Source organism: Enterobacter hormaechei ATCC 49162, assembly GCF_001875655.1.
GTDB lineage: Bacteria > Pseudomonadota > Gammaproteobacteria > Enterobacterales > Enterobacteriaceae > Enterobacter > Enterobacter hormaechei.
Genome location: NZ_MKEQ01000001.1, coordinates 160,191 through 187,186, shown reverse-complemented (window position 1 = coordinate 187,186; position 26,996 = coordinate 160,191). Strand labels below are relative to the sequence as shown.

The window sequence follows — 26,996 nt, the reverse complement described above, 5'->3', positions numbered from 1 at the left end:
CGGCGGGTTTTTTTGTTTATAGTTTTTATTTGTATGACTTATGCCTCCTTCACCTGCCATTCATATGACAGATGATGCGCACACGGATGATAGATAATTGTGAAAAACGTAACCTCCTCACATGTTCTGCCCTTTCGCGCCCTCATCGACGCCTGCTGGAAAGAGAAATACACGTCGTCACGCTTTGTTCGTGACCTGATAGCCGGGATCACCGTCGGGATTATTGCCATCCCGCTGGCGATGGCGCTGGCAATTGGTAGCGGCGTCGCGCCGCAGTACGGTCTTTACACGTCGGCGGTCGCCGGGATTGTGATTGCACTGACGGGCGGGTCCCGCTTCAGCGTTTCCGGCCCGACCGCCGCCTTTGTGGTGATCCTCTACCCGGTTTCCCAACAGTTTGGTCTGGCAGGCCTGCTGGTTGCCACCCTGATGTCCGGCGTCTTTTTAATTCTGTTCGGTCTGGCCCGTTTTGGTCGCCTGATTGAATATATCCCCCTTTCCGTGACGCTGGGGTTCACCTCGGGGATTGGGATCACCATCGGGACCATGCAGATTAAGGATTTCCTCGGCCTGCAAATGGCCCATGTTCCGGAGCACTATTTACAGAAAGTGGGCGCGCTGTTCATGGCGTTGCCGACGGCCAACCTGGGCGATGCGGCCATAGGTATCGTTACCCTCGGCACACTCATTGTCTGGCCTCGCTTAGGCATTCGTCTCCCGGGGCATCTGCCCGCCCTGCTGCTGGGCTGCGCGGTGATGAATATCGTCAACCTGCTCGGCGGACAGGTCGCCACAATTGGCTCCCAGTTCCACTATGTTCTGGCGGACGGCTCACAGGGTAACGGTATTCCGCAGCTGCTGCCGCAGCTGGTTCTGCCGTGGGACATGCCGGGCTCCAGCTTCACCCTGAGCTGGGATTCCCTTCGCGCCCTGCTGCCCGCCGCGTTCTCCATGGCCATGCTGGGGGCGATTGAATCCCTGCTCTGCGCCGTCGTGCTCGACGGTATGACCGGCACTAAGCATAAAGCCAACGGCGAACTGGTCGGCCAGGGTTTAGGGAACATCGTTGCACCGTTCTTCGGCGGTATTACGGCTACGGCTGCAATTGCCCGTTCCGCCGCGAACGTGCGCGCAGGCGCGACATCACCGGTTTCAGCGGTCATTCACTCCCTGCTGGTGATCATGGCGCTGCTGATCCTTGCCCCGCTGCTTTCATGGCTTCCGCTTTCTGCCATGGCTGCACTACTGCTGATGGTGGCCTGGAACATGAGTGAGGCGCATAAAGTGGTTAACCTGCTGCGCCGCGCGCCGAAAGACGACATTATTGTGATGCTGATCTGTATGTCGCTGACCGTGCTGTTCGATATGGTTATCGCCATCAGCGTCGGCATTGTGCTGGCCTCGCTGCTGTTTATGCGCCGCATCGCGCAGATGACGCGTCTCTCCCCGGTTAACGTTGAGGTGCCTGACGATGTGCTGGTACTGCGGGTGATCGGCCCCCTGTTCTTCGCCGCGGCGGAAGGACTGTTCAGCGATCTGGAATCCTGCATCGCGGGCAAACGAATTGTGGTGCTAAAGTGGGATGCCGTCCCGGTGCTGGACGCCGGTGGTCTGGATGCCTTCCAGCGCTTTGTTGCCCGCCTGCCGGAAGGCTGCGAGCTGCGGATAAGTAACCTCGAATTCCAGCCCCTGCGCACCATGGCGCGCGCGGGCGTGCAGCCGATCCCTGGCCGATTGTCCTTCTACCCTAACCGTGAAGCTGCGTTAGCGGATCTGTGAGTCATCTGATGCAGAGACGCGTCTTTGCATCCTCACCCCGATCGCCTGCTGGAGCCATTCAAGCACGGCAGGCGTCATCCACGTGCCTTTCATCAGATGCGGCTCCTGCTGCATGGCGAGGCGAAATTTTTGCTGGGTCTGCGGGTTTGTTCCCGCATAGGACTGGAATAAAACCAGCCAGTTTTCTGCCAGCTTTTGCGCATCGTCAGAAGCGGGACTGAGATTATCCCGCTGCGCCTGATGCAGCTTCGCCACCAGCGGCGGCCACTCCATCATCCGGTCAAAGTAGTGCGCCCGGGTAAAGGCCATCTCTTCGGCAGTGAGATATTTCTCCCAGATGCTGAGCTTTGATTCGGCAAACGCCCGCGTGATGTAATCAGTTATCTCCGGCGTAATGCCGGTTTGCTCCTGCATCTGCGGCTCCACGCTGTGCATCTCGTTCAGACGGGTCAAAAATTCCGGTTTGCCTGCGGTATCCTGCTCCAGGCGTTCCATCCACCGTGAAGCCAAATCGGTCGCCCGCGCGTCCGTGACGCTGACGTTCTGTTCCAGCAAGTGTTTAACCTCCGTCACCAGCCCCGACCAGATATCCGCCAGCGCCTCTTTCTCTACCGCAAACGGCAGTTGCTGCAACTCTTCTTTGCTAAACCAGCGATCGTACATATTCATTAACTCCAGAGTCTGTAGCCAGGATTCCAGATCCGGCGTCGCATCGTCGGTCAGCCCGGTACGCAACTCCACCAGCCGGTTGCGCAGCGTATGGATACTACGCAGTTGCTTGTCCAGCAGAGTGATTTGCCCGTCGAGTAATTCGGCTAATGACAGCGAACGCTGTTCCAGAAAATCCCTGATTTCGGCAAGCTCCAGCCCGGCTTTTGCCAGCGTCTGGATCATATGCAGACGCTGCACATCCGCCAGGTTATAAAGCCGGTAGCCTGCCGCGCTTCTGGCAGAAGGTAACAACAGCCCTGTTTGCTCGTAGTGATGCAAAGTCCGCACGGTGATCCCGGCACGTTTCGCCAGTTCACCCACCTGTATCAACATAACGGCTCCTTTTGTTCTGCCAGTGTCGTTACTCTGGAGCCTTACGTTACGTGAGGGTCAATGCGTCATGCAAAAAAAAACGACTTCAGATGAAGTCGTTTCGGTGTTCTTTATGGGGCACTAGCTATGCTTGCGCTGGTCGCGGCGGCATCGTTTATCGTAATGGCGCACCCACCAGTATTTATCGCAGACTTCCTCATGTCCGCTTACGCGCGCCCCGGCGAGCCACAATACCGCACCGAGGAAGATGCTCAGCACCGCGCCATGCGCAAAGTATTGTGGGAGGTCAAGCTGCGGTAATTGGTTTAAGATTGAATAACCGACACCGGCGACCATCACGAACAGTCCCAACCCCATTAGCACGTTACCGAGCATCGAAGCGTTTTTGCGTTTCATATGTCACCTCCGGAACTTTGGGTTGTCAGGGGAAAAGCCCCTTCTCCTTGTGTGTAAAGTATAGACAACGCCTCTTATATGAGTTGCGTGAATGATCACATTTACAGATAACTCCCAGACAAAAATTTACAAATAAGACATTGAACAGCTTGAAATTCTAATTGTTCAAATACGTAATTATTCGCATTTCGGTGTAGAGCAGGCAGAACTTTGTCAAGCGGCGCGCCAGACAGTAAACTACGCGCCAGATCTGGAACCCATTAGGAAGTAAATCGTGACGATTAAACTGATTGTCGGCCTCGCCAATCCGGGCGCAGAGTATGCCGCAACCCGCCATAACGCCGGTGCCTGGTATGTTGATCTGCTGGCAGAGCGTTTGCGCGCTCCCCTGCGTGAAGAACCCAAGTTTTACGGGTATACCTCACGCATCAATCTTGCGGGTGCCGACGTGCGGTTGCTGGTGCCAACCACCTTTATGAACCTGAGCGGCAAAGCCGTGGCAGCTATGGCAACGTTTTATCGCATCAATCCGGATGAGATCCTGGTGGCCCACGACGAACTGGATCTGCCGCCAGGCGTGGCGAAGTTCAAACTGGGTGGCGGCCATGGTGGTCACAATGGTCTGAAAGATATCATCAGCAAACTGGGTAATAACCCGAATTTCCACCGTTTGCGCGTGGGAATCGGTCATCCGGGCGATAAAAACAAAGTTGTCGGTTTCGTACTCGGTAAACCGCCGGTTTCTGAGCAGAAGTTGATTGACGAAGCGGTGGACGAAGCGGCCCGCTGCACCGAGATTTGGCTTCAGGACGGCCTGACGAAAGCCACCAATCGACTGCACGCTTTCAAAGCGCAATAATCGGCGTGCTGGGGCTTTTTTACCGCGCGTCGCGCGGGTTACGTGTATAATAGGCGTAGTTATTTACTTTTCTTCAATCGGTTATCGTTAACGGATTGATTATCAAGATATTAAGGTGATTTAGAAATGGGATTCAAATGCGGTATCGTCGGTCTGCCAAACGTGGGCAAATCCACCCTGTTCAACGCGCTCACCAAAGCAGGTATTGAAGCGGCGAACTTCCCGTTCTGTACCATCGAGCCGAACACCGGTGTTGTTCCTATGCCCGATCCGCGTCTGGATCAGCTCGCGGAAATCGTGAAGCCGCAGCGCATTCTGCCAACCACCATGGAGTTCGTGGACATCGCGGGCCTGGTAAAAGGCGCATCCAAGGGTGAAGGTCTGGGCAACCAGTTCCTGACCAACATCCGTGAAACCGAAGCGATCGGCCATGTTGTGCGCTGCTTTGAGAACGACAACATCATCCACGTAAACAACAAAGTGGATCCGGCTGACGACATCGACGTCATCAACACCGAGCTGGCCCTCTCTGACCTCGACACCTGCGAGCGCGCCATTCACCGCGTGCAGAAGAAAGCCAAAGGCGGCGACAAAGACGCGAAAGCGGAACTGGCTGCGCTGGAAAAATGTCTGCCACAGCTGGAAAACGCGGGCATGCTGCGCGCGCTGAAAAACCTGACTGACGAAGACAAAGCGGCGATCAAATACCTGAGCTTCCTGACCCTGAAGCCAACCATGTACATCGCCAACGTTAACGAAGACGGTTTCGAGAACAACCCGTATCTGGACAAAGTGCGTGAAATTGCGGCTGCTGAAGGGTCTGTCGTGGTAGCAGTTTGCGCTGCCGTTGAATCTGATATTGCTGAGCTGGACGACGCCGATCGTGAAGAGTTCATGGCCGAGCTGGGTCTCGAAGAGCCGGGCCTGAACCGCGTGATCCGCGCGGGCTATGAACTGCTGAACCTGCAAACCTACTTCACCGCTGGCGTGAAAGAAGTGCGTGCGTGGACCATCCCTGTCGGTGCGACTGCACCTCAGGCGGCCGGTAAAATCCACACCGACTTCGAGAAAGGCTTTATTCGTGCACAGACTATCGCGTTTGAAGACTTCATCACCTATAAGGGTGAGCAAGGCGCGAAAGAAGCAGGCAAGATGCGTGCGGAAGGGAAAGATTACATCGTTAAAGATGGCGACGTGATGAACTTCCTGTTTAACGTTTGAGTCGTCTTGAATAAAAAAAATCCACGCTTTGGCGTGGATTTTTTTATAGAGTAACGAACTTATCCCCTCTTGCGCAGATAGAATTCAAGATATTTTTTAGGTCTATCCTGAAACGCACGCTCTTTGCCGTAGTTATAAGCATCGTTAAAATATTTATACGCTTCCTCGAATTGATTCAACTCATAACAGACCATACCGAGATCGATTAAGGGTGCAGTGTCTATATCCGATCCACGTGTCCGTAATGTCGTCTCTCCCCATTTCTTTGCCTCAGCGTAATCCGCGAGATCAAAATATGCGCTGTACATGCAGGCAGAGATCCAGTTGGCGAGCTCCCATTCGAGCTTTGGCTCAGGAAGAGCTTGCCAGGCTTTTTGGTATTGCTCTAAAGCCTCGACGTATTTTTTGTTGTCGTGAAACTCGTTTTCTTGTTCAACAAAGGAGTTAATTTCAGATTCAATTTTTGGGTTTTCAAGGTCTTTCATGGAACAATGCTCCTTCATTGGAAATATTGTGATTTTTCCTGTGGGCCAATATAACTTTTATTATTAATAGCGAATTTAGTACCCAGGTCCTGATCGAGACAACGTGTTATGAACCATATCAAAGGAATAAAACCAATCATACCAGCCATTTTGTTGAACTGCGAAACTACAGATAACAACGACTTCCTTCGACAAATTTAATGTTAAGTAATAGAAATAAGCCTTTTCAGGCGGTGCAGACAATAATAGCTCTCCGCCCTCTGCATTGAAGATTTTAAAACGGTTGGTAATAGTTCTGGTTCGCTTATCGCAAAGACTAATTGGCGTGCAGGATCGACCATGGCGGCATATAAGCGAGATATGTTTAGACTTATAGTTCTTGAAGAGAAGATCCATTCGAGCATGTTTTTTCTCTGGAAAACCTGAAGTCAGCGATCATGTTCGCTCTCAATAAAAATGTTTTTTATACATGGATGATGTTGAATTTTTTGATATTGATGCTTGCTTCACTTTTTAAAACGGCCTCGAGACTCCATTGATGTTTGAGGAATTTTTTATTAAGAAAACAACCTTGAATTTAGTTTTGGATTGAATATTTTATCTGAGAAATAATAAAAATATCATCTGTTTGATTATTGATAACTTTCCTGTCTCTGTAATTATAGTATTTTAAAAGAAAAGAATTGATATATCTCATCACGGACCATAAAAATGCATCAATGTACTAAGGTCATCTCTATCTTGTGCGGTGAGTTCATTTCTCTCCATTTTATCATATTTAAACATTATGCCTTTCATAGGAGGGCCGGACTCATGTTTAATTGCCATGCTCATTAACTCATCGATATCAGATTCTTTTATTAAAGTTCTCTTTAAGAATTCAAAGAGCATTTTCTCTGCATCTTTTCTTTCTAAAAAATACATTTAGATTACTCTACTATTTTTATGTAAAAATCACCAATATAATTAGATGCGCCTTCTTTGTCGCTGACCTGTAGTTGCTCATTAAAAATGAAGTCTATACTTTATTTTTTCTATTTTCGATAGAAATTAAAACCTCACAAGCATCTTTTTCACTCACTTGAACTTTTTTAGCCGCATCAATACTCACTTCTTCCTCCTACTCTTTCATAACCATCCCCCCTGAATAAAACCTAATAAATAAACGCCCTTCTCTCTCGATAAGGATCACTCCATAATTATTAAATATTATTTTATCCATATTACTTCCATCTTTTATTTTTCAATAGTGTGATTTTTAAATAATTTAGCAAAGACTGCGTCAGGGGGTTGTGCGGGATCTTCTCAGCAAAATCTTCGAGCGGTGAATATTCTGTAGTGGTGGCGGTTTGCGCCGCGGTTGAATCTGATATCACTGAAATGAACGACGCCGATCGTGAAGATTTCATGGCCGAACCGGGTCTGAACCGCGTGATCCGCGCGGGCCATGAGATGTTCAGCCTGCAAACCTACTTCACCGCGGGCGGAAAGAAGTGCGCGCGTGAACCAACCCTGTCGGTGCGACTGTGCCTCAGGCGGCTGGTAAGATCCACTCCAACTTCGAGAAAGGCTTCATTCGTGCGCAGACTATCGCGTTTGAAGACTTTATCACCTACAAGGGTGAGCAAGGTGCGAAAGAAGCAGGCAAGATGCGTGCGGAAGGGAAAGATTACATCGTTAAAGATGGCGACGTGATGAACTTCTTGTTTAACGTTTGATTTTTTTATTGCGTGGCTAAAACACATTGTTTAAGAGTTCTGTTTTCATGCTGGGTTCAAAAGGAATGATATCGGCAGTCACAAGCTTTAACGTCTGAAAAAGATCCTCGCCTAAGCGCTCTTCAAGAGAGTCAAGAGTCTCATATTTAGCGAGAATGACAGTGCCGTTTCTTGGGATCCGTCTTCCGGAGGCCAGGATAATTCCCCTTTACGCACACCTTTTTAAACCACTTGTTGGAATTATTTATATAGTATCTCTTTTGCCACCGGCTATTGTTATCATTTTTTGGGCTCATTTGATATTAATACGCAGGGCCTGATCGAGACAATGCGTTACGCTTCATATCATAGGAATAAAACCAATCATGCCAGCCATTTTGTTTTACTGGATAACTACAGACAACGACCACTTCATTTGACAGGTTGAATGTTAAGTAATAAAAAGTCGCGCCTTCAGGAGGTGCAGACCAAAATAGTTTTTCGCCATGAGCATTGAAGATGGTCAAAACGGTTGGTAATGATTTTTGTTCGCTCAATGCAAAGACTAACTGGCGTGTAGGATCGACCATAGCGATATCTAAGCGAGGTATGTTTAGACTTATATTTCTTGAACAGTGAATCCATTCGAGCGCGTTGTTTTCTCTAATGAATCTTAAGTAAGCAATCATACATGTCCTAACTGCATAAAATTATCAACCCTTCTAAATATAAATTATATAAGACCCATGTTGAATGATGCTTGATATAATCGAACAATTCATTACGGGAGTGAGAGTATTTTTATCCCGTCCAAAGATTACTCTCAGGTTGTTACTGAAAACCCTAAAATCTGGAGCCTCATCCCAAAGGCATTTTAAATCACATTTAATATAGCAGAATGCTAAACATCATTACTATTAAAAACACCTATTAAATAAGATTCATAACGAGCGGGTTGTATCTCTTTATAAGTAAAGATGACAAAAATATCATGAATTCCTTTTGAACATTTTTTTTCTGATATCCTTAGTGGGCTTTCTTTGTATCTATAGCCCGGGATTAAACCATCTGATAACTTTACGCCTCGCATCTTACTTACCATTTTTGTTTTTTTGCAGTCCTCAAGCTTATCAAAACTTTTAGAGTTATATAAACCGAAACGAACGACAGCATCACAACATGGACAGGATATTTCTTTTTCGTTCCTTAAGAAGTCATCTTCAAGCCCATCATGGATAAGTTCTTTTCTTTTCTGAAAATTAATTAAAGTCATATTTTCCTCAAAAAACCATTTTCAATTAGTGCTTCGATCGCTTCGGATGTTTCGTATTGGGTTCCTCTGCCCGGTTGCCCAAACCATGGTATAGCAGGACCACTATCTACCGGCAACGGCTTTAGAACTTCATAAACCGAATATGGTTTGTTTAAAGTATTTTGTTGGAGGGCTCTCCCCTCGAAAGATGATCCCGCAGGGGATATAAACGTACCACTATCGTGGAAACCATCTGCATCGGTCCAACCACCGTAGCGGTCAACTTTTGTACCAGGTTTTAGAGTCGTTTTCGTTGCAGTAATAAATCCACGATTAGGAGGCCAGGCACCATCGCCCATAAATTTCTCTAATGCCGCCCAGTCTTGTTTCTTCCATAACGCGTAGGCCTTAGATGCTTGTGTTCTCGAAGAGAACTGACGCTTATTAGATTTTTTCTGAAACTCATTCCAGTCATTTTTACAACGACTCAACCCCCACGGATCCACCCACCCCAGCGCATTCGGCGCATACTGGTAAAGGTTTATCCCTCCCGCCAGCCCTATCGGGTCCTGCTGCGTAAATCGTCCGCAGTCCGGGTCATAATACCGGAACAGATTGTAGTGCAGCCCTGTCTCACGGTCCAGGTATTGCCCCTGCATGCGCAGGTTCTGGGAATATCCTGATACCTGCGTCTCGCTTTCCCGCAGCAGTTTGCCCCAGGCGCTGTTCACCCCTTCCCAGCGCACCTGCCCTTCGCTATCCGTCATCCGCTCCGGCGTGCCGTTGGGCTGGCAGTGGAACCAGAAGATTTCCGGGGCATCAACGCCGTCAATACGCGCCAGCGGATCGTAGCTGTCCTGATCGCTGTAGACGTAGGTCAGCGGCACATCCCCGTGCACCTCCTGCAACAGCCGGAACCCTTCCCAGACAAACCGGGTGGTGACTGGCTTACCGGTTGGCTGCCCAAACAGCATCTGGCGTCGCGTTTTGCTGATGCGTCGCCCGAGCGGGTCATAGCGGAAGCTGACCTGCGTCTGCGGCCTGTTGCGGTCCCGCGGCTGGCTGCTCACCTCCGTCAGGCGGTGCTCGCCGTCGTAGCGGTAGTGCCAGCGGGTCTGGCCGTTATCCTTCTCCACGGTGCGGCCGTGGATGTCATAGCGCCAGCGAATGCCGTTCAGCTGCGTCAGGCGGTTGTGCGTGACCTTCTCAGCTGATCCTTCGAGCGGGTTACCGGCTGCATCCCAGCGCCACTGCTCCTGGCCGGGCAGCGTGCCGTCCTGAACCAGCAGACGTCAGGCGCTGTCGTACTGCCAGCGGTACCAGCTGAAAGGGTTATCGTCCCGCTCTTCGCGGACCAGGTTATTGCGATAGTCGTAATCCCAGCGGCGGGACCAGCGGCGCGGCGACGGGCGCTGGGCATTGCCGGTAAAGAAGTCCCGGCGATGCAGTCGGCCAAGGCGGTCGTATTCGCTGCGGGTGGTCAGCAGCCACGGGGAGCTATTCTCAGGGTGGTGTTGTTCGTTGCGTGTATATTGACAGTTTATTAAGGGCAAGGGTAAATAAGGCGTGAAAAATAAAATAAGCAAGAGACGCGCAGAAGGAAGAAAGAATATTGTTAAAAATGGCTACGTAGTGAACAAATTGATTAACATTTTTTGGGATGAAAAAATCCACGCCATGCAGTGAGTTTCATTTCATTCAGAGATAAACTCCCTCTTCTAACGAGTTTTCTGTAATCGTTGTTTTTGTAAAGGAAATTAGAACATCTGAGCCTTGCTTTTTATATTTAACTTCGTAACTACCAGGTTCCAAAGTAATAAACTCACCTGAAATAGCATCTGAGTCATCAGACTCAAGATCCCCGCCCGTGACATCTTCTCCCGCCCCAATGAAAACCTTTCCACTAGGTACGTTTAAAAACAGCGCGCCGATATATTCTTCAACATCATTTTTAATATAAACTTTGTAGGTGCCATCATCCCCAACATTGAGAAATAATACATTTCCTTTGTTTATTTCTACCACTTCATCTTCAGGAAGACTCCACCAATCTGCATCATCGTTAACTCTATGTTTTAGTGAAACTAAATCATAAATGACTACTGTTGCTGTATTTGTTTGGAAATGTATTATTTCATGCATAATTTTCAATATTTAATTACTTATCTTATAATTAACAACCACTATTTAGAAACAATAGAATACGTACCATAAGGTCCAAATTATCTCCTGGACCTTATCCGCTTGGGAAATGCTTATGAATTCAATTGGCATTCATACCACTAATCACGTCCGCAACTTAACATAATTATCAAAAAATTCAGAAAACGAAGGGCTTATAATGTTCGTCGTATTCTTGGAAAACAGATCATAATTAACAACCCTTCCAAAATTCTCACCACCAGAATCTATACACCAGCAAACCTCATCATCTTTTAGATATATAACAGCATAATTTTCAGGGAGTGAAAATTCATTGCGGCAATATATTGTATCGTAAAAAACAGCACCTCCTGACTCTTCAAGAGCATTATTATCCACTATTCCTGAAATCTCCTCTCCAATCACCCCTCCGCCCCCAACCAAAAGTAAGAACTCTCGAAAATCATGAGGGAGTTTAATGCCAAGGTTATTTTCAAGTAAGTCAATCTGTTCTATATCAACTTGACCTAACCAAAAAACTTCGTCTGTCGCATTATTGTTCAAATATTCAATTGCAGTTTTGATAGTCATCATTTTTACACCCTATTAAAAATCTAATGCTCTCAACTTCCAATACGCACTTCTGAATCTGTTGTACTGTCTATCAAGTTCAGGAGTATTTCTAAAACTACCACCGTTCTCGATTAATCCATGCAATTGCTTATGATACAGCTTATGCGTAGATGAAAGAATTTCCACCATTGGTCCAGGTTCTTGTCCAAGAACGTGATGAAGATTGACTTGTTTCCCATCCGTGCCAATCGGAGCATAGCCATTTTTCATCAAATCAACATTTGTCCAACCATCCTTAACTTTCGCTTTGATTGAAGGATGAACTGACGGATGAACTGACTTAGGAACTCCAGGATGTATATCAACAGTATTTTTATAAACTGTACGTCCCAGAATAGTTCCAGGCTTATATTTACCTGAGGATGAACACCTACTCAACCCCCACGGATCCACCCACCCCAGCGCATTCGGCGCATACTGGTAAAGGTTTATCCCCCCCGCCAGCCCTATCGGGTCCTGCTGCGTAAACCTTCCGCAGTCCGGGTCATAATACCGGAACAGATTGTAGTGCAGCCCTGTCTCACGGTCCAGGTATTGCCCCTGCATACGCAGGTTCTGGGAATATCCTGATACCTGCGTCTCGCTTTCCCGCAGCAGTTTGCCCCAGGCGCTGTTCACGCCTTCCCAGCGCACCTGCCCTTCGATATCCGTCATCCGCTCCGGCGTGCCGTTGGGCTGGCAGTGGAACCAGAAGATTTCCGGGGCATCAACGCCGTCAATACGTGCCAGCGGATCGTAGCTGTCCTGATCGCTGTAGACGTAGGTCAGCGGCACATCCCCGTGCACCTCCTGCAACAGCCGGAACCCTTCCCAGACAAACCGGGTGGTGACTGGGTTACCGGTTGGCTGTCCGCCCACCATCTGGCGACGCGTTTTGCTGATGCGTCGTCCGAGTGGGTCATAGCGGAAGCTGACCTGCGTCTGCGGCCTGTTGCGGTCCCGCGGCTGGCTGATGACCTCCGTCAGGCGGTGCTCGTTGTCGTAGCGGTAGTGCCAGCGGGTCTGGCCGTTATCCTTCTCCACGGTGCGACCATGGATGTCATAGCGCCAGCGAATGCCATTCAGCTGCGTCAGGCGGTTGTGCGTGACCTTCTCAGCCGAGCCTTCGAGCGGGTTACCGGCTGCATCCCAGCGCCACTGCTCCTGGCCGGGCAGCGTGCCGTCCTGAACCAGCAGACGTCCGGCGCTGTCATACTGCCAGCGGTACCAGCTGAACGGGTTATCGTCCCGTTCTTCCCGCACCAGGTTATTGCGATAGTCGTAATCCCAGCGGCGGGACCAGCGGCGCGGCGACGGGCGCTGGGCATTGCCGGTAAAAACGTCCCGGCGATGCAGTCGACCGAGACGGTCATATTCGCTGCGTGTGGTTAGCAGCCCCTGCGTACGGCTGGTTTCACGGTGAAGTTCGTCGCGGGTAAAGTCGGAGACCGAGAGCTTATCAAGGGCAATGCTGAGCAGATGCCCGCTGCCGTAGTAGAACTGTTTCAGCTCCCGGCCATCGGGCAGCGTGACGGAGGTGCGGTTACCCAGCGCGTCATACTCCCACGCCAGCTCCCCGTGTTCGCCCGTTTCGCGCGTGACGCGCCCGAGCGCGTCATAATCAAACACAAGCTCCTGCTCGGCCTCGGCGCTCCAGGCATCGGCTGAAAGCGCGGGATGCAGCCCAATCCGGCTCAGAAGGCCGGACGGGGTGTAGTGGTAGCGGGTCTGCCCCTCCGGCGTGGTGCGGGCGACCAGCTGGCCGCTCGCGCTCCAGGCGAAGGCATGGGTAATGGCCTCCGGATGTCCGGCAGCAAAGGTACGCGCTATCGTACGCCCGCAGGCATCGTAGCGATACTGCGAGGCCACGCCATCCAGCCCCACCTCTTCCAGCAGCAGCGAGTCTGCGCCCCAGCGGAACTGATACGCTTCGCCGTTTTCGTTTTCCAGGGCAATCAGACGCCCGCGGCTGTCCCAGCGGCGGCGCACCTCTTCACCCTGCGTATTACGGGTGGCGGTTAAGCGCCCTGCCTCGTCGTATCTGAACTCGCTCTCTTTCCCGTCGGCGCCCGCATGCTTCACCGGCAGGCCACGTTCGTTCCATTTGAGCGACTCAGTCCAGCCTTCTGGTCGGTCGAGCTGCACCGGACGCCCCGCGGCGTCGTAGCGGTAACGCGTCTCTTCGCCGTCGGCGCTTATCTCAGCCACCAGCCAGCCCAGCGGATGATAACGGTATTGTGTCACACGGCCCGAACAGTCCGTCGCACGCACCATCTGCCCGGCCTCGTTGTACTCCTGGTAACGGCTGTTCCCGGCGGCATCGACTTCTTCCACAACCTGACCAAACTCGTCCCGACGCAGCAGCGAGGTCTGCCCCATCGGATCCACCACGCGTTTCAGCCCGTGATGTTCGTCATACAGGAACCGGGTGGCGCTACCGTCGGCTTCGATGATGGACGCCGGAAGCGCACGGTGCTCCAGCCAGGTGGTGGTGCGGGTATTGCCATCGGCGTCGATCTCCTGCACCCGGTTGCCCATCTCGTCATAGACGAAGGTAACGGCATTACCCAGCGGATCGATGCGACGCGTGAGGAGTTCGTTGTCATCCCACTCGTAGCGCCAGTTCTCACCGCGCTCGTCAACATAGCGAACAATCAGGTTTTGCGCGTTCCAGTAATGCTTTCGCGTCTGACCGTCGTAGTGATCGACGGTCGTCAGCCCGGCGGCTAAATCGTAGCTAAAGCGACAGCCGTCGCCGGTGCTGGTGCGGTTTTCCACCACGCGCCAGTGGTCGAATTTTTGCCAGCGGTATTCACTCTCCAGCCCGCCCGGCAGACGGTGCCAGACCATCAGGTCGTCATCGTTATAACGGTATTCACGCGTCACCACGCCGGAGGCATCCGTCGCGCTCGCCAGCTGGCCGCGCGCGTCGTAACCCCACTTCATCAGTGGCCATGTCTGGTTGCCGTCAAAATGGCTCGCGGAGGTAACGCGCTGCGGGAAACGTTCATCTTCGTAGCGCAGGGTGACATCAATCGCCCGCGGCTCATCGTGCAGACCGATCAGCCGCCCGTGCTCGTCCCATTCCGTCAGCAGCGCGTTGCCGTATTCATCACTGAGGGAGGCCAGACGCAGGATGGAGGGGTTAGCGCGAGTCGGCTTATACAAACGCCACACCGCGCCGTCATCGTCGGCAATCGCCACGTCGCCGCTCTCATTGCGGCGGATGATAATGCCTTCGCTGATGCTGTAAAACGCGCGGTCGACCGGCGGCAGTTCAAAGCTCAGCTCGCGCCCGGTTTCATCGAACCAGGTGGCGTTGTTTTTTTCCAGCGTCAGATAGCTGTCAAAGGTGGTTGCCCAGCCCAGTCCGAACAGCCCTTCACGGGTGGTGAGGCTGTTGTAGCTGCGCTGCCAGCGCAGCGGGAAGCGCCCCGGCAGCGAGAAATCGAGTTCATCGTCGTCGTTCAGCACCTTTACGCCGGTGGCGGCATGAACCGGGTGCGAGGAGCCGAACACGGCGTTGACGGCCATATCAGCCAGCATCCCGCCGCCAGCCGACGCCAGCGCGCAGGGCATATTTTTCAAAATTTTGCCCGGACGCCCGCGAAGCAGAGAGAGAGCAATCATCCCCAGCGCCAGACCCGGCGTTTTGCCGCTTTTGATGTCGCGGACCGTGAGCGTGTCCCCGCCAATGATCACGTTCGGGGAGACATCGTCGGAAACGGTGCCTTCGCAGGTGGAGCGATCTTTCGCGCGTACCGCAGGCTGTCCGTTGATAAAGACGCTTTTAGATCCTTCCGCCAGATACTGTGGCCCGGAGTGTTTATCACACGCCACCTTGTCTTCTTCCAGCGGCGAGGTCCCTGCGGCGGCAGAGGCGACGCTCGGCTGCCACATCTCGCTGCCGAACTGTCCGGCAGCGGAGAGCAGCATGCCCGCGTAGTCGGCAAAGCTGCCCGGAGACTGCGGCTCAGGCGAAGGGGTATCGGCAGGCGTTAACGTCCCGGCTGCGCGCGCAGCGGGGAGTTTATTTGTCAGAACATTACTCGAACCGGTGGTGATTTTGCCCGCAGGCGACGGCGGGAAAAGCGCGTTACCCAGCCCTTCAGCGGCATTGCTGATATCGTCGGTGATCCCGGCGACGTTCGCCAGAACCCCGCCGATAATGCCGCTCAACAGACAGCTGGATCCAATCGCCGCCACGCCTGCTGCGGCGGCCCCGGCTCCCAGCAGTGGGGCCGCGACGGTCGCTGCTGCGCCCACCGCCGCGCCAATCACCGCATAGGCAGCACCTTCCGCCACAATGCTGGTGATGTCAGCAAAAATGCTGGAGTGAATAATCTCGTCGCCCTTACGGGCCGCGTTGTTATCGCTCATGCCTTACACATTCCGGTCGTCGTTTAGCGTCAGACTCTGCTTCAGTGTGCTCCAGCGCGCCTCGTCCTCTTCGGTAAAGGCTTTTAAGGCTGAGAGGGTAAAAATCATCAGTACCGACTTGCCTGGCGTCTGTACGGCAAGCTGTTTTTGCCACAGGCGCTGGCCGTTACGGTCAAAGGTGGTTTCAACTTCCAGCCCGTTAATGTTTCCGTCTGGCCCGGCTTTTACGTGCTGGAATTCGCTCTGGGCGATCTCACCCATCTGAGGACGCAGCACATCCCACTGGCGGTGAAACTCTTGTTCGTAGTCGCTGCCGTCCGGGATAACGCCGCGGCTGACCACCACGGACAGCCCGCTCTCGTCATCACGAATGATGTTCATGCTGTTGTCCTGCCAGGCGGCAGGAAAAAGGGTAAAGGAACCTTCCTGGAGGGTGTATTTCATAAGTGAACTCGGGATGATTTATTAGAAAAAATAAAATTAAGAGCGCTAAAATTTATACAACCAATATTAATTATTGCTTAGCCATTCAGAGGAACAGGATCATTCGAACGTTAGCACTTTCTTTTTTTCCGCAAAAACTTTAGGGGCAGCGATATTATTTGACCTTTGATAATTATTTTTTCACAGCCCGTAAAGTTGCCTCGCAACTTAATGTTCGTAGCGTGACATAACTACCCTGCCCAGGCATTCCTGATTCAGAACTGGAAAGCTAAATGCCCATGCTAGCCCGCGTTCATCAGTAGGGGTGCGATATCCAACGGATTGTCCCGGCGTGTTTCCACGGGGGATATTAGACAACTTCAGATCCGGAAAATGAGATTTGACTTGATCAAGAGTAATACATGGTTGATTAATTACGAAAGAAACCAAAGATACGCTGTTATCGCCATTTCCCCATAACCGAACATCCACATTGCTGATCCGTGTTCCATCAGTTAACGTAAAGGGAGCTGAAGTATAACGGTCTTCTTTCTCCTGTGTATTATTAATCAGCGGTTGGTTAAACAGTTTACTGACATCCTCAAATTGTTTACCCCACACTGATTTCATTTCTTTAATGATTTGCCACAACGAATCTTGATTCATTTTATCCTGCCCTGCATAGGTAAATATTGAGAATAGTGGAAGAACAATGAAGAATGTAGCTTTAATCATCCTACTTTCCATAGAATCCTCCATAGTAATCATTATAATTTAGATTAGTCCCTGAGGCTATTTCGCCTTTACCATACACTTTTCCTATTGCTTTAGCAGCATCAATTCGAGATAACTCACCGTTCACCATTTTATCATATGCTGAATTATATGCTTTTAGGTTTTCGGCACTTCCTGCTATATCAATATCAATACCGCCGTTTGAAAGGATCTCGCGTTGTATTTTAATATTATTCAGTGTTGCTCCACCTTCATCCATAAGCTGGCTGTTGATGAAGTTTTCCTTACTAGAAGAATCTACCGCAACAGGATAAGTTGCATGCCCTGCCTCATGTGCCAGAGTTTGCACCGTTGTGGCTGTATCCTCCATGTGTTCAGGGTCCATAACAATCAATTTGTTATTAGTGTCAGCGTAACTCCCCCCTCCTGCGGCTCCCGGCTGAATAGCCCACCCTTTATCTTTTAGATCTTTTAATTGTGTCTGAAGCGTTGGTGACTTATTGATTTCCTTAACTACATCTTCACTGAAGGGCATCACATCAGAGTTGTAGGAATTATTTTGATAAACGTAACTCCCTTTTAATGGTGGCGCTGATACAAATTTTGTTGTTGGTTTAGGTCTGGTTGCTGCTGGCGCTGAAGCTGCGGGAGCCGGATTCTTAGCACTTTTATTCGGCGAAAACTTCTCCTGCACCGCCGCATCAATATCCCCTTTATGCCCCGATCCCGGTGCTGTTGTGCCCGGTTGGGTGCCCGACGTATTCAGATGCAGCTTACCGCCCGTGGTGATATACCCATCGCCCTCAACGAAGAAGTTAAACTCTTTGCCGATCAGGTTAATCTTGCCGTTAGCGTTGAGTTCAATCGCGCTCTCACCCGAGACCAGCCGCAGCTTCGTCCCGGAAGCAATGACGTACTGCTCCACCGCCGCATCCAGCTTGCCTTTCCCCGTCAGGATCTCGGTTCCGCCTTTCACGGCCTGGATCTGATTAGCCTCCACGCGATGCAGTTCATTTTTCTTCACGTAATGACTGCGTGCGCCGCCGACGCTGTGCGTTTCATCATTTTTAACGCTGGTGTCCATGTTGCGCTCGGCCTGGATCCACACCTGCTCTGCGCCCGCCTTGTCCTCAAAGCGCAGGGCGTTGGCGTTGTCCACGGAACCGTCTTTTGTCCGGCTCATAAAGCCCATCTGCGTCGCGGCAGCCGGCAGCGCCCACGGCGGCATGCTGGCTTCGTTATATACACGGCCGGTGATAATCGGACGGTCCGGGTCGCCGTTGATAAAGTCCACCACCACCTCGTCGCCGACGCGCGGGATCTGCACCCCGCCGTAGCCCTGGCCCGCCCAGGCGCTCGACACACGCACCCAGCAGGAGCTGGTGTCATCGCCCTTCGCCAGACGGTCCCAGTGGAATTTCACCTTCACGCGGCCATATTTGTCCGTCCAGATACTCTCGCCCTGCGGTCCCACGACTTTCGCCGTCTGCGGGCCGTAGGTGCGCGGCCACGCCGTGCTCTGCGCCGGACGGTACGACACCGACGCCGGGATAACGGTGAAATCGGTGCGGTGAATGGTTTCACCTTCGCCGCTGGCGTATCGGTTCTCCTCGAAGTGATACCCGGCCGCCGTCACCAGATACTCGCCGTTGTCGCTGAAGAACGGCGCGTTGGTTAACGTGAAGGTGTGGCCCGGCGCAATGCCCGCTGCGGTAGCCGTCGCCTGAATCTGCTGATGCTCCACCTGCCAGCGCTCCTGACGGATACGGGCGTAGAACTCCGCATGGCCTGTCTCCACAAAGCGCCCCGGCCAGTCGTACACGTCGATGCTGCCCGGTTTCGGGGACGCCGGGTTCTGCTGGGCCTGGAAAAGCCACGCGTTCGGCTTGCGGAAGTCGTAGTCGTCGAGGCTGTAAATCCCCGGCGTGACGCTGTCCTCCAGCGCCCACTGGCTGATGCCCTCTTCATCCGTACTGCCGCCGGACGGCGTCTGATGGTACGGGATGACCTCATAGCCGCTGAACGGCTGATGCTGGGTCGCGGCGTCGGTGAGTACCAGGGTATGCTTGTCCGCCTCGTGGCTGAAGTAGTACGCAATCCCTTCCAGCTCCATCAGGCGGCTGATGAAGTCCAGGCTCGATTCCTGATACTGCACGCAGTAGTCCCATACCCGGTAGCTGCCGGTGAGTTTGTCCTCAACGTTAACCTGATGCTCCCCCAGCAGGGTTTTGACAATCTGCGGTACCGTCTGCCCCTGGAAGATCCGCAGGTTACGGTCACGCTTCATTGGCCACAGGTCCGGCTCCACCGTCAGCTGGTACACCGCATAGCGGGTGCCCGTCAGCTCCACGGCGCTCACCGCCACGCGCGTGACTTTGCCGTTGATGTAGCGGGGGGTAAGCAGGTTCTGCGTCGGAATCGTCACCGTGACCGGCTGGCCCAGCAGCTTGCTGCGATCAATGCGCGCATCTGTGCCGAGCAGGGTCAGCGTCAGCGCGAACGACTCGGACATCGCCTCGCGGCCGGAGAGTTTCCAGAAGAGCAGCCCCTCAACCGGGAGCTGAACGGTAATTCGGTTGAGCATAATCTTTATTCCACTGTAGGCTAATCTCAGTGCCAGAAGTTAACTCAGCGTCAGTGCGCAAAGCGGAAACGCTGTTGATGTGATAATGAGTAGCTGTAAGATTGACTTCGCTGCCACAAATAAAAACAATTTTCCTGTGGTTTCATTTATATAATGAAACATTAATGTCGTGCTTATTTAAGCCATAAACCTGAAAACATAAGTATGCTCCCCAGGGAAACTGCACTTTTAGCGACAATAAGTAAGCCAGGTGCAGCGACGCGTGTTACAGACGATACTTTTTCATAATTTTCTGCGTTGTATCTTTTGTGCCCCCCCATAATCCCGGAAAATAACGTGCACAGCAGGACTACTGTGACCTTTAATCCCCAGACGCACAGAAAAGACATGGATAAGATGATCGAATAATGTTTGGCCGTTGCGACGGAAAATAATGACATTGACTGAGCAAGCCATTTCAACGTAAAGCCAATGACGACTGTAGCCACTAGCACCAGAATGAACATCAACCCCGCCAGGAGCCATTGTTTTTTGTTAAATAAATCTTTTCCATTCCAGATTAGCGCTAGCGTCCAAATCATAAAGAGAATAAAGAAAAACCAATGCATCACAACATTCCCCATTTACACATTTTAATCTCCTATCAGGACTGTAGGACTGCAAATGGGTAAGTATTTACGATATCTATCTACATATTTTAACAACACAATCAAATTAGCAGGTAAATCAATCATCATTCACCCATGATAAAAACATATTTAACATTAAACCCTAAAATTCATTAGGATATTTCATCTTGAGATTTTGTTGCTTTATGCTGTAATTGGCATCAACCTCATGCGGCAGCCTAACCTTTAACCCTCGGCGGATTTGATCCACAATAAACCAGGCATCCGACAACCTTTCAAAAAACAACTCATCAGAATTATCAAATTCCTTCGCTGCATACATACCGAAAGTCATTTTCCATAATCTCGCCTTGTCCTTTTCCTTGCCTTCGATTAAATCCCGTAGAAATAATAATTGTTGTACAATAGAGCCGTACATTTGTAAAAGAGGAGCATGGGGATTGAGATTTTTTACCTCAGCATATCTCTTTTTTGCTAATATTAATGCTTTATCAACATAATTTAGAGCTGTCTTGTCATTCATTATATGGAGTCCAAATATCACGCTTAGTGGTAAACCATTGTATCCCCCACCTTCTGTCTGGAAAGGTTTGTCTGGTATAGACCAGGTGTCCAAGGCTGGTGTGGCACTACTTCGATGCATTTCTCCTTCTTGTTGCGCCTGATAAGCTTTTACTTCTTTAGGAACAATTAACCCCGTATCCCTGACCTGTCCTTCTGGGTTAATGCCAAGTTTTGTGGCAGGGGTCGATTCGTCAAGAGAATACCAGTTTCCTTGCCAATTCCCTGGGGATTGATTCTGATAAGCTATTTTCCCTTTATTGATTGTTTCAATTGTCATTCTCTGCTCAAGATCTATACCGGTGCGATAAGCTGGTATTTTACTTTCTTCAACACCCTGAGAACGCATAAAATCATCAACAATTTTTTGATTTGCACGGATATTAATATCTCTATTAAGATCACCCGTGCGTCCAAATTTTTCATTCAGTTCAGCTCTTCGGGCCGAGATATTTGGCTTAACCGGTTCGAGAACAGGCTTACCAGCCCGCCACGCATCAAACCTTGCACCACCCTTCATGCCAGCCCCGCCGCCGATAACAGAGCCGATCAGCATCCCCCATTTCTGCCCGTCGCTACCTTCGCCAAACAGCATTCCACCCGCGTAGCTACCAACAGTGCCACCGCCCATCGCACCGAGGGTACTCAGAAGTGCGATTGCCGGACTGGCCAGCACCGCCATCGCTCCGGCACCAACGGCGAGCATCGTCCAGTTTACCCATTCAGGGATTTCAGGACTTATTTCATCGGTTTGAACTTTGCTTCCACCAATTATAACGTTACGCGATCCCTGACTAATCTCAGCGCTACACGTCAATTTATCGCCAATGCGGGAGGCGGGAAAGTTGTTGATGTAAACCTTTATCAACCCTTCCGCAACCCGTTGCAGGCTACCGCTGTGCTCGTCACACTCTCCGGCTGATAGATGAGCGCGGATAGCCTTTCGGCTGTTGATAAAAACGTTGGGTGAACCATCTTTCAACGTACCTGTCGTGTGGCGTGGAGCCCATGACATACTGCCGAGGAGTTCTCCTAACCCACCCGCAGCACATGCCCCAGCCGCAACGGCAGAAACAGCAACCAGCGCGGTCCCTCCAGTGACGACAACGGCAGCAGCGCCCAGAATGGCCCCACCAACCAATCCTGCAATCATCCAGCCTTTTGAGGCTGTATGAGCAATCTCATCATCTTCGCGAGCGGCCAGACATTCGGACATAATTATTCGGCTCGCTGTGCCATCAGATATCCACGTATCCGATCGGGTGTACTAAGTTGGTCAGAGCCAGCGACCTGACGGCAAACGGAAAGCTGTGAAAGCAAGTGATGTGACTCGTCTGCGAAAGTCGTCCACAGCGCGTAACGAAGGGGATGGCTGCCCGGAACGGGTGCAATACTGAGCGGTTTACCCTGTTTTTCAAAAAGCAAATACTGCCCCTCTTTCACCCGCTGAAGCGAAAGATGTCCATAAAGTTCCTGAATATTTTCAAAAACACTAAGTACCTTACTCTCAATATATAATTTGCATTCGATAAATGCTTCGCCAGTTCTTCATCCGTAGTTGAGAATTCTTTTGAGGCTAGTGTTCCCAAATTTAATGAATGTTCGCTATCACGTCGTTTACATTCCAGCGCCGCCCCGACAGCATCTCCCGCAGCCAGCCCCACTAAAGCGCCTACTGCATTATAGAGTGAGTTCGTTTCCGATATGACGAGAGGTAATGATTTATCCCATACTTCAAACGCATGCGCTTCTGCTGTATCCATTCTCTTTATAGACTTACGGCTATTTACCGGCATCAGGTTACGGTAACGATCGGCATAATGATTAATAACAGCATCTTCGCTGTGAAGATCGAGCAATACGGATCCTTATGCGAAAATAAAAATCGATGAATTTGCACATGAAACGTCAATAATCATTCGGATTTTTTTCCGCATAATTACTTAAGTCATTCTCTTGCCAGTAACATATCAACGGCATAGCACTTCGGAACACTGCGTTTCACCCTCCAGGCAAAAGATCATTAATTATTTGAGAGATACAGTCCTTTCATAATTAAAAATCCACAAGGTGTAAATTTTTAAAAACTCTGAAAAGATGAATAAAATGCCGTTCAGCCAGACGTTCGACTCACCCACCAGATCCAACGCCAGTGGAAAAAGCGAAACAGAGCATCGAAAGGAGACCAGTCGCAAAAATTCCTGACAGAGCGCCAATCTCCTCGCAAAGGGCTTGCTTAGGCAAAAGAGCCATGCTGAAGCAAAAAGCGATACCAATAATACGAAATCGAAAATAAAGAACAGAATAACCAGAGCGCTATACCCGCCAGCAGACAGCGTGTTTACAACCGTACTGAAGGCGTGTATATCGGAAATAAAAGGGATCCTGTCATGACGCACGGACTGGGCACAATAGAGCACAATGGCCAGGGCATCCATGCATCCCCAGAAAATGAAAACCTTATCTCTGACTTTCATGGCCGTTAAGCAATCACTTAACCGGCGCAGGTGGCCACTCACCCCCTTTTTGGATAACTTTCTCTTTTATTTCGTTTAATCTCTCGTATTGCTCACTGCCTCGGTCAAGTCCATTCAGCGCGTCCGCGAGCGCATTGCTCATCGACCAGCCATTTTTGGCCTTAATTGATGGGTCCGCTCCACGATCGAGCAGCAACAAGACATGATCGTAAGCCTGGTTATCCAGGGCATCAAACACCAGCGTTTTACCCAGTGAGTTGGTTGAGTTGACGTCAGCACCGCGATCGAGCATGGCTTCCAGCGTCTCTGTATTTTTCGCTTTAAGCGACTGGAAGACGATCGGTTCGTGGAAAACCTTATCTTTCACGTTGGGTGAGAGGCCACCGTCCAGCATCGCGTCGATCCAGTCCGCGCTGTCTCCCTTCAGGGCAAATTCAGCAGGACTGCTTTTTCCCTGTGGTCGAGGCTGGAGTGGATCTGCGCCAGCCTGAACAAGCACCGTAATCACCTTTAAATGGGTCGATGTTTTTTTATCATTAATCGCGTTGCCAATGGCCCAGAAAAGCAGGGTCATATCCTGCTTTCCAGGTTGATCAAGGTCGCTGTCTGGCGCAAGCGTCTTCACCGCATCGACGTCGCCTTCTTCAATCGCTTTCGCCAGTTCAAGCTGCTGACCGCTGAAGTAGTCCTGTGGATTAAGGTCCATATCCTGCTTACACCCCTGAATCATGAATAAAAAACATATCGCGACAAACGCCATCAACCGTTTTTTCACAATCGACTCCCGATAATCGACATATCCTCATCCTTCTGTTGCTCTATGCAATCAATCGCCTGATTAATCCCATGGCGATCCAGCGCGCTTCCGGTGCCACCGGGAAGATCGTGAGGTATTCCGGCAGCATTAGGGCTTAGCGCAGAGATCTCCTCCTTGAGGATCCACGACGGGACATGCCCTTTCATCATTTTCAGATCTTCCCAGGCGTTAACTTCCTGAATCTTCGTGAGCAACTCCCCTTCAACCCGATACGCCTGGATATTATCCGTACTGCCTAATACCTTACCGCCATATTTTTCTACGGTTCCTGCATTCAGACCTGCGGCATTGAACGTCCATCCCGCTTTCCCGCTGCCCATGGAGGTTGCAGAGGCGAGGCCACCGCCAAGGGAATGTCCGGCAATATCAATATTCTGGCCTGACCTTGCCAGCTCCTTACCAATACTCACGGCCTTTTTATAATAATCTGAAGCCATACCCATGCCCTGCGAGAAGTTATTCGACCAGTCAGCCCCGTTTACCACCGGCGCCAGCTCCCCTTTGGTCAGTAAAGAGGAGACATTCTCAGACAGTGAGGCGAAACCAGGCTCGCGCGATCCCCTGAAGACCAGCGTGGGGTTCATGTCAGTGCCGAACACTTCCGGCTTCGGTTGATAGACGCGCGCCAGAAAATTGGGGGATGTGTCATCGTCAAAGAGCATCGATTTGTTCAGCCCGAACTTTCCTAACAGCGCATCGTCATTACTGATATCCGTCCACCCCTCCGGCACGTCCGGTGTGGTTTCCAGCGGGTTGACGGTCTTGTAAATATTCTCCGCAAGCTTCGCTTTTTCCACCGCGATATTATTCGCCGCCAGACGCTTAGCGGCGATCTGCGCATCCGGATAAAGGCTATTGCTCCCCTTCGCGATCAGATCTTTACGCGCCTGCCAGCGTTCTGCTTTGCTCATCTTCTGAAGCTGCGAGGCATAGGTTTTGCCGTCTTTACCCGGGGTCGGCTCATCCGGCACCTGCGCCGTTTTAGCTTTCACTACCTGTTTCGGCAGTACCGTTGGCGCAGGGCGAGATCCGTATGTTCTCACCATGGTTTCATAGCGGTCGACAATCGTACTCACCGGATACCAGCCCAGGCCGACCAGTGAGGCAGCCTGGAGTTGCCCTTTGGCATTGATGTAAAAAATTTCCGTTACTGATGACCAGTCACGAAAACTTTCGTCAATGGCAACCACCCTGCCCATCTCTAAATCCTGCGCAATCAGCGTGCGGGTATCGCGCCCGGACTGATAAGGATTCGCGCCGGTGATCGTGCGCAGCAGATCGTAGCGCGTGAAGAGCGAGCGCAGCGAATGGTCGGGAACCGACATAATCCACTGTCCGGCAACGGACGGGCGGATAATTTTTGCAAACAGCGCTGGCGAGACGTTCTCGTGGAACAGATAGACAAACTTGATGTTATACATTCGCTCCGTCCTGTTACCCGCAGGCCTACGGATTCACCAGCCAGGTGCCTGGCTTCGCAATATCCAGCGTCTGGGTACGCGTTCTTCCATTGCCTTCCAGTTCAATGCGGGTTTCACCCGCTGGCAATTTCAGCGAAGCGTAGCCGTTATTGCCCGGACGCAGCGCTTTAGACTCGCCGTTCACCTTCAGCGTCTCGCCATCGAGCATGCGGATGTAGACCAGCGCGACCGGGCTGGCATCGACAGGCGGCGCACTCTGCTGCGCCGTAGCCGGTGGCGTGACCGGCTCGCTCACCTCTGCCGTTGCCGGTCTGGTTTCCGCTGCGGCAGAGGTCTCAGCCGGAGGGCTGACGGCAGGGGTTTGCGCCGTCTGCTCTGGCGTTTCCTGACCGCCGCCGCCGAACAGCATCGCACCGGCAACCACCCCAACCAGCACGCCCGCGGCCACCAGCCCCGGAAGCTTGTAACGACGCCAGTCGAGCGCGGAAGCAGACGCCTCCTCTTCCACCGGCACCAGCATCGTGCCGGTCTTCTTCGCGGTCAGTACCTCGTCGATACCGGCGACAGGCATCTCAATCAATGCCGCAAACTCCTCAATGGATTGCGGACGGTCTTCCATATGCAGCGCCAGCGCCTTGTCGATGGCCTGAAGCAGCGGAATGGAATAGCCCTGCGGCATCAGCTCCACCAGCGGTTTGCAGGTGTCCTGAATCGAACGCACCACGCTGACCGGCGGCGGAGAGCCGACGATAAGGGTGCGCAATACGGCGCCGAGCGCGTAGATATCCGTCCACGGCCCCTGCTCGCTTTCATTGTCGTCGGTATACTGCTCGATAGGCGCAAACCCCGGACGCAGCATGGTTTCCGTCTCATCCGAGAGGTTACCGATGGTGCGACGCGCCGATCCGAAATCAAGCAGCACCGGCAGGCCGTTGTCCTGAATCTGAATGTTATCCAGCGAGATGTCGCGGTGCAGGTAGCCTTCGTCGTGGATCGTTTTGATGGCACCGAAGAGCATGGGCAGCATGCGGCGGATCCACGCCTCGTTAATCAGTTCCGGTTTTTCTTCCCGCAGACGCGACAGCGTGGTGCCGCTGTAAAACAGCGTTCCCATATAGGCCGTGTCGTTTTGCACCCAGAAACGCAGTACGTGCAGCAGGTTCGGGTGGTTGAAGCGCGCCAGCAGGCGGGCTTCCTGGATGAAGCTGTTCAGGCCAGCAGAAAACGCTTTGCCAAAGCGCTCGCTGCGCAGTACCAGCGTCATGTCCTCGCCGCGCACGGCGAGGGAGGAAGGCATAAACTCTTTGATAGCGATAGTGCGTTCGAGCTGGTGATCCCAGGCGCGATAGACGATGCCGAATCCGCCGCCGCCAATCACCTCTTTTATCTCAAACTCATTGAAACGGTACCCGACCGGGAGCGCGTTTGGGACAGTCCGATTGTTATCATTATCCGTCATCTTTTACAGTTCTCTTGATGATT

Annotated in this window: 22 protein-coding genes and 3 pseudogenes; 4 read left to right on the top strand and 21 right to left on the bottom strand. The window is 51.5% G+C overall.

Annotated elements, in window-relative coordinates; genetic code table 11:
* Positions 1 to 99: 99 nt before the first annotated feature.
* Positions 100 to 1,779: a C4-dicarboxylic acid transporter DauA gene (gene dauA / locus BH712_RS01015; RefSeq protein ID WP_006810920.1), complete on the top strand. Its 1,680-nt coding sequence runs from the start codon at positions 100 to 102 to the stop codon at positions 1,777 to 1,779.
* Here dauA and BH712_RS01010 read toward each other — a convergent pair.
* A complete protein-coding gene (locus BH712_RS01010) occupies positions 1,765 to 2,823 on the bottom strand; it encodes a MerR family transcriptional regulator (protein WP_006810921.1) in 1,059 nt (352 codons plus the stop codon). The genes dauA and BH712_RS01010 overlap by 15 nt on opposite strands.
* A gap of 120 nt (positions 2,824 to 2,943) precedes the next feature.
* Positions 2,944 to 3,219: a stress-induced protein YchH gene (gene ychH / locus BH712_RS01005; protein WP_003856655.1), complete on the bottom strand. Its 276-nt coding sequence runs from the start codon at positions 3,217 to 3,219 to the stop codon at positions 2,944 to 2,946.
* Between the two features lie 274 nt (positions 3,220 to 3,493).
* Between ychH and pth the strand changes: the two genes are divergently transcribed.
* Together pth and ychF are read left to right on the top strand one after the other, a co-directional pair.
* Positions 3,494 to 4,078, top strand: a complete 585-nt coding sequence (gene pth, locus BH712_RS01000) for an aminoacyl-tRNA hydrolase (RefSeq protein ID WP_006810922.1) — start codon at positions 3,494 to 3,496, stop codon at positions 4,076 to 4,078.
* A 126-nt stretch (positions 4,079 to 4,204) separates the two neighbouring features.
* The gene (gene ychF / locus BH712_RS00995; protein WP_003856650.1) at positions 4,205 to 5,299 is read left to right on the top strand and encodes a redox-regulated ATPase YchF; all 1,095 of its coding nucleotides are present in this window, start codon (positions 4,205 to 4,207) and stop codon (positions 5,297 to 5,299) included.
* Between the two features lie 59 nt (positions 5,300 to 5,358).
* Here the strand turns inward: ychF and BH712_RS00990 are convergent, their stop codons facing one another.
* Both BH712_RS00990 and BH712_RS00980 read right to left on the bottom strand, forming a co-directional pair.
* Complete coding sequence (locus BH712_RS00990; RefSeq protein WP_032674187.1) at positions 5,359 to 5,784, bottom strand: hypothetical protein; 426 nt, start codon at positions 5,782 to 5,784, stop codon at positions 5,359 to 5,361.
* Positions 5,785 to 6,480: 696 nt separating this feature from the next.
* Positions 6,481 to 6,708, bottom strand: coding sequence for a hypothetical protein (locus tag BH712_RS00980; RefSeq protein WP_006812592.1), 228 nt, complete (start codon positions 6,706 to 6,708; stop codon positions 6,481 to 6,483).
* A 402-nt stretch (positions 6,709 to 7,110) separates the two neighbouring features.
* Between BH712_RS00980 and BH712_RS00975 the strand changes: the two are divergent.
* Positions 7,111 to 7,502: pseudogene (locus BH712_RS00975) on the top strand (DUF933 domain-containing protein); the annotation flags it as partial.
* A gap of 302 nt (positions 7,503 to 7,804) precedes the next feature.
* Here the strand turns inward: BH712_RS00975 and BH712_RS00965 are convergent.
* From BH712_RS00965 to BH712_RS00880, 17 genes and pseudogenes are all read right to left on the bottom strand, one after another.
* Positions 7,805 to 8,170: a hypothetical protein gene (locus tag BH712_RS00965; protein ID WP_071850020.1), complete on the bottom strand. Its 366-nt coding sequence runs from the start codon at positions 8,168 to 8,170 to the stop codon at positions 7,805 to 7,807.
* A gap of 212 nt (positions 8,171 to 8,382) precedes the next feature.
* Positions 8,383 to 8,754 (bottom strand): hypothetical protein, encoded by a 372-nt coding sequence (locus BH712_RS00960; protein ID WP_006810924.1) that lies wholly within the window; start codon positions 8,752 to 8,754, stop codon positions 8,383 to 8,385.
* A pseudogene (locus tag BH712_RS00955) lies at positions 8,751 to 10,223 on the bottom strand (glycohydrolase toxin TNT-related protein); the annotation flags it as partial. The pseudogene BH712_RS00955 and the gene BH712_RS00960, both read right to left, overlap by 4 nt.
* 208 nt (positions 10,224 to 10,431) lie before the next feature.
* Positions 10,432 to 10,875 carry a DUF6386 family protein gene (locus BH712_RS00950; protein ID WP_006810928.1) on the bottom strand — a complete coding sequence of 148 codons (444 nt, stop codon included), beginning with the start codon at positions 10,873 to 10,875 and terminating at the stop codon, positions 10,432 to 10,434.
* A gap of 144 nt (positions 10,876 to 11,019) precedes the next feature.
* Complete coding sequence (locus BH712_RS00945) at positions 11,020 to 11,469, bottom strand: SMI1/KNR4 family protein (RefSeq protein WP_006810929.1); 450 nt, start codon at positions 11,467 to 11,469, stop codon at positions 11,020 to 11,022.
* Positions 11,470 to 11,481: 12 nt separating this feature from the next.
* Positions 11,482 to 15,867 (bottom strand): HNH/ENDO VII family nuclease, encoded by a 4,386-nt coding sequence (locus BH712_RS00935; protein ID WP_080320290.1) that lies wholly within the window; start codon positions 15,865 to 15,867, stop codon positions 11,482 to 11,484.
* A gap of 3 nt (positions 15,868 to 15,870) precedes the next feature.
* The gene (locus BH712_RS00930) at positions 15,871 to 16,311 is read right to left on the bottom strand and encodes a DcrB-related protein (protein ID WP_006810932.1); all 441 of its coding nucleotides are present in this window, start codon (positions 16,309 to 16,311) and stop codon (positions 15,871 to 15,873) included.
* Positions 16,312 to 16,518: 207 nt separating this feature from the next.
* Entirely contained in the window at positions 16,519 to 17,025 is a 507-nt protein-coding gene (locus tag BH712_RS00925; RefSeq protein ID WP_242431992.1) for a hypothetical protein, read from the bottom strand.
* 1 nt (position 17,026) lies between these two features.
* Positions 17,027 to 19,609, bottom strand: a complete 2,583-nt coding sequence (locus tag BH712_RS00920; protein ID WP_006810934.1) for a type VI secretion system Vgr family protein — start codon at positions 19,607 to 19,609, stop codon at positions 17,027 to 17,029.
* Between the two features lie 173 nt (positions 19,610 to 19,782).
* The gene (locus tag BH712_RS00915; RefSeq protein WP_032673883.1) at positions 19,783 to 20,217 is read right to left on the bottom strand and encodes a hypothetical protein; all 435 of its coding nucleotides are present in this window, start codon (positions 20,215 to 20,217) and stop codon (positions 19,783 to 19,785) included.
* Between the two features lie 163 nt (positions 20,218 to 20,380).
* On the bottom strand, positions 20,381 to 20,761 hold the full coding sequence (locus BH712_RS24445; protein WP_047355072.1) for an immunity protein Tsi6 family protein: 381 nt from the start codon (positions 20,759 to 20,761) through the stop codon (positions 20,381 to 20,383).
* A gap of 102 nt (positions 20,762 to 20,863) precedes the next feature.
* Positions 20,864 to 21,814: pseudogene (locus BH712_RS00910) on the bottom strand (polymorphic toxin type 46 domain-containing protein); the annotation flags it as partial.
* Positions 21,815 to 22,238: 424 nt separating this feature from the next.
* Positions 22,239 to 22,658 (bottom strand): immunity protein Tsi6 family protein, encoded by a 420-nt coding sequence (locus BH712_RS00900; RefSeq protein WP_039273983.1) that lies wholly within the window; start codon positions 22,656 to 22,658, stop codon positions 22,239 to 22,241.
* A 168-nt stretch (positions 22,659 to 22,826) separates the two neighbouring features.
* Positions 22,827 to 23,237 carry a hypothetical protein gene (locus BH712_RS00895; RefSeq protein WP_226865023.1) on the bottom strand — a complete coding sequence of 137 codons (411 nt, stop codon included), beginning with the start codon at positions 23,235 to 23,237 and terminating at the stop codon, positions 22,827 to 22,829.
* A 52-nt stretch (positions 23,238 to 23,289) separates the two neighbouring features.
* Positions 23,290 to 24,051: an ankyrin repeat domain-containing protein gene (locus BH712_RS00890; RefSeq protein WP_006810940.1), complete on the bottom strand. Its 762-nt coding sequence runs from the start codon at positions 24,049 to 24,051 to the stop codon at positions 23,290 to 23,292.
* Positions 24,048 to 25,514 (bottom strand): Tle-like phospholipase domain-containing protein, encoded by a 1,467-nt coding sequence (locus BH712_RS00885; RefSeq protein ID WP_006810941.1) that lies wholly within the window; start codon positions 25,512 to 25,514, stop codon positions 24,048 to 24,050. Before BH712_RS00885 ends, BH712_RS00890 begins: the two co-directional genes overlap by 4 nt.
* A gap of 25 nt (positions 25,515 to 25,539) precedes the next feature.
* A complete protein-coding gene (locus tag BH712_RS00880; protein ID WP_006810942.1) occupies positions 25,540 to 26,973 on the bottom strand; it encodes a serine/threonine protein kinase in 1,434 nt (477 codons plus the stop codon).
* Between the last annotated feature and the right edge of the window lie 23 nt (positions 26,974 to 26,996).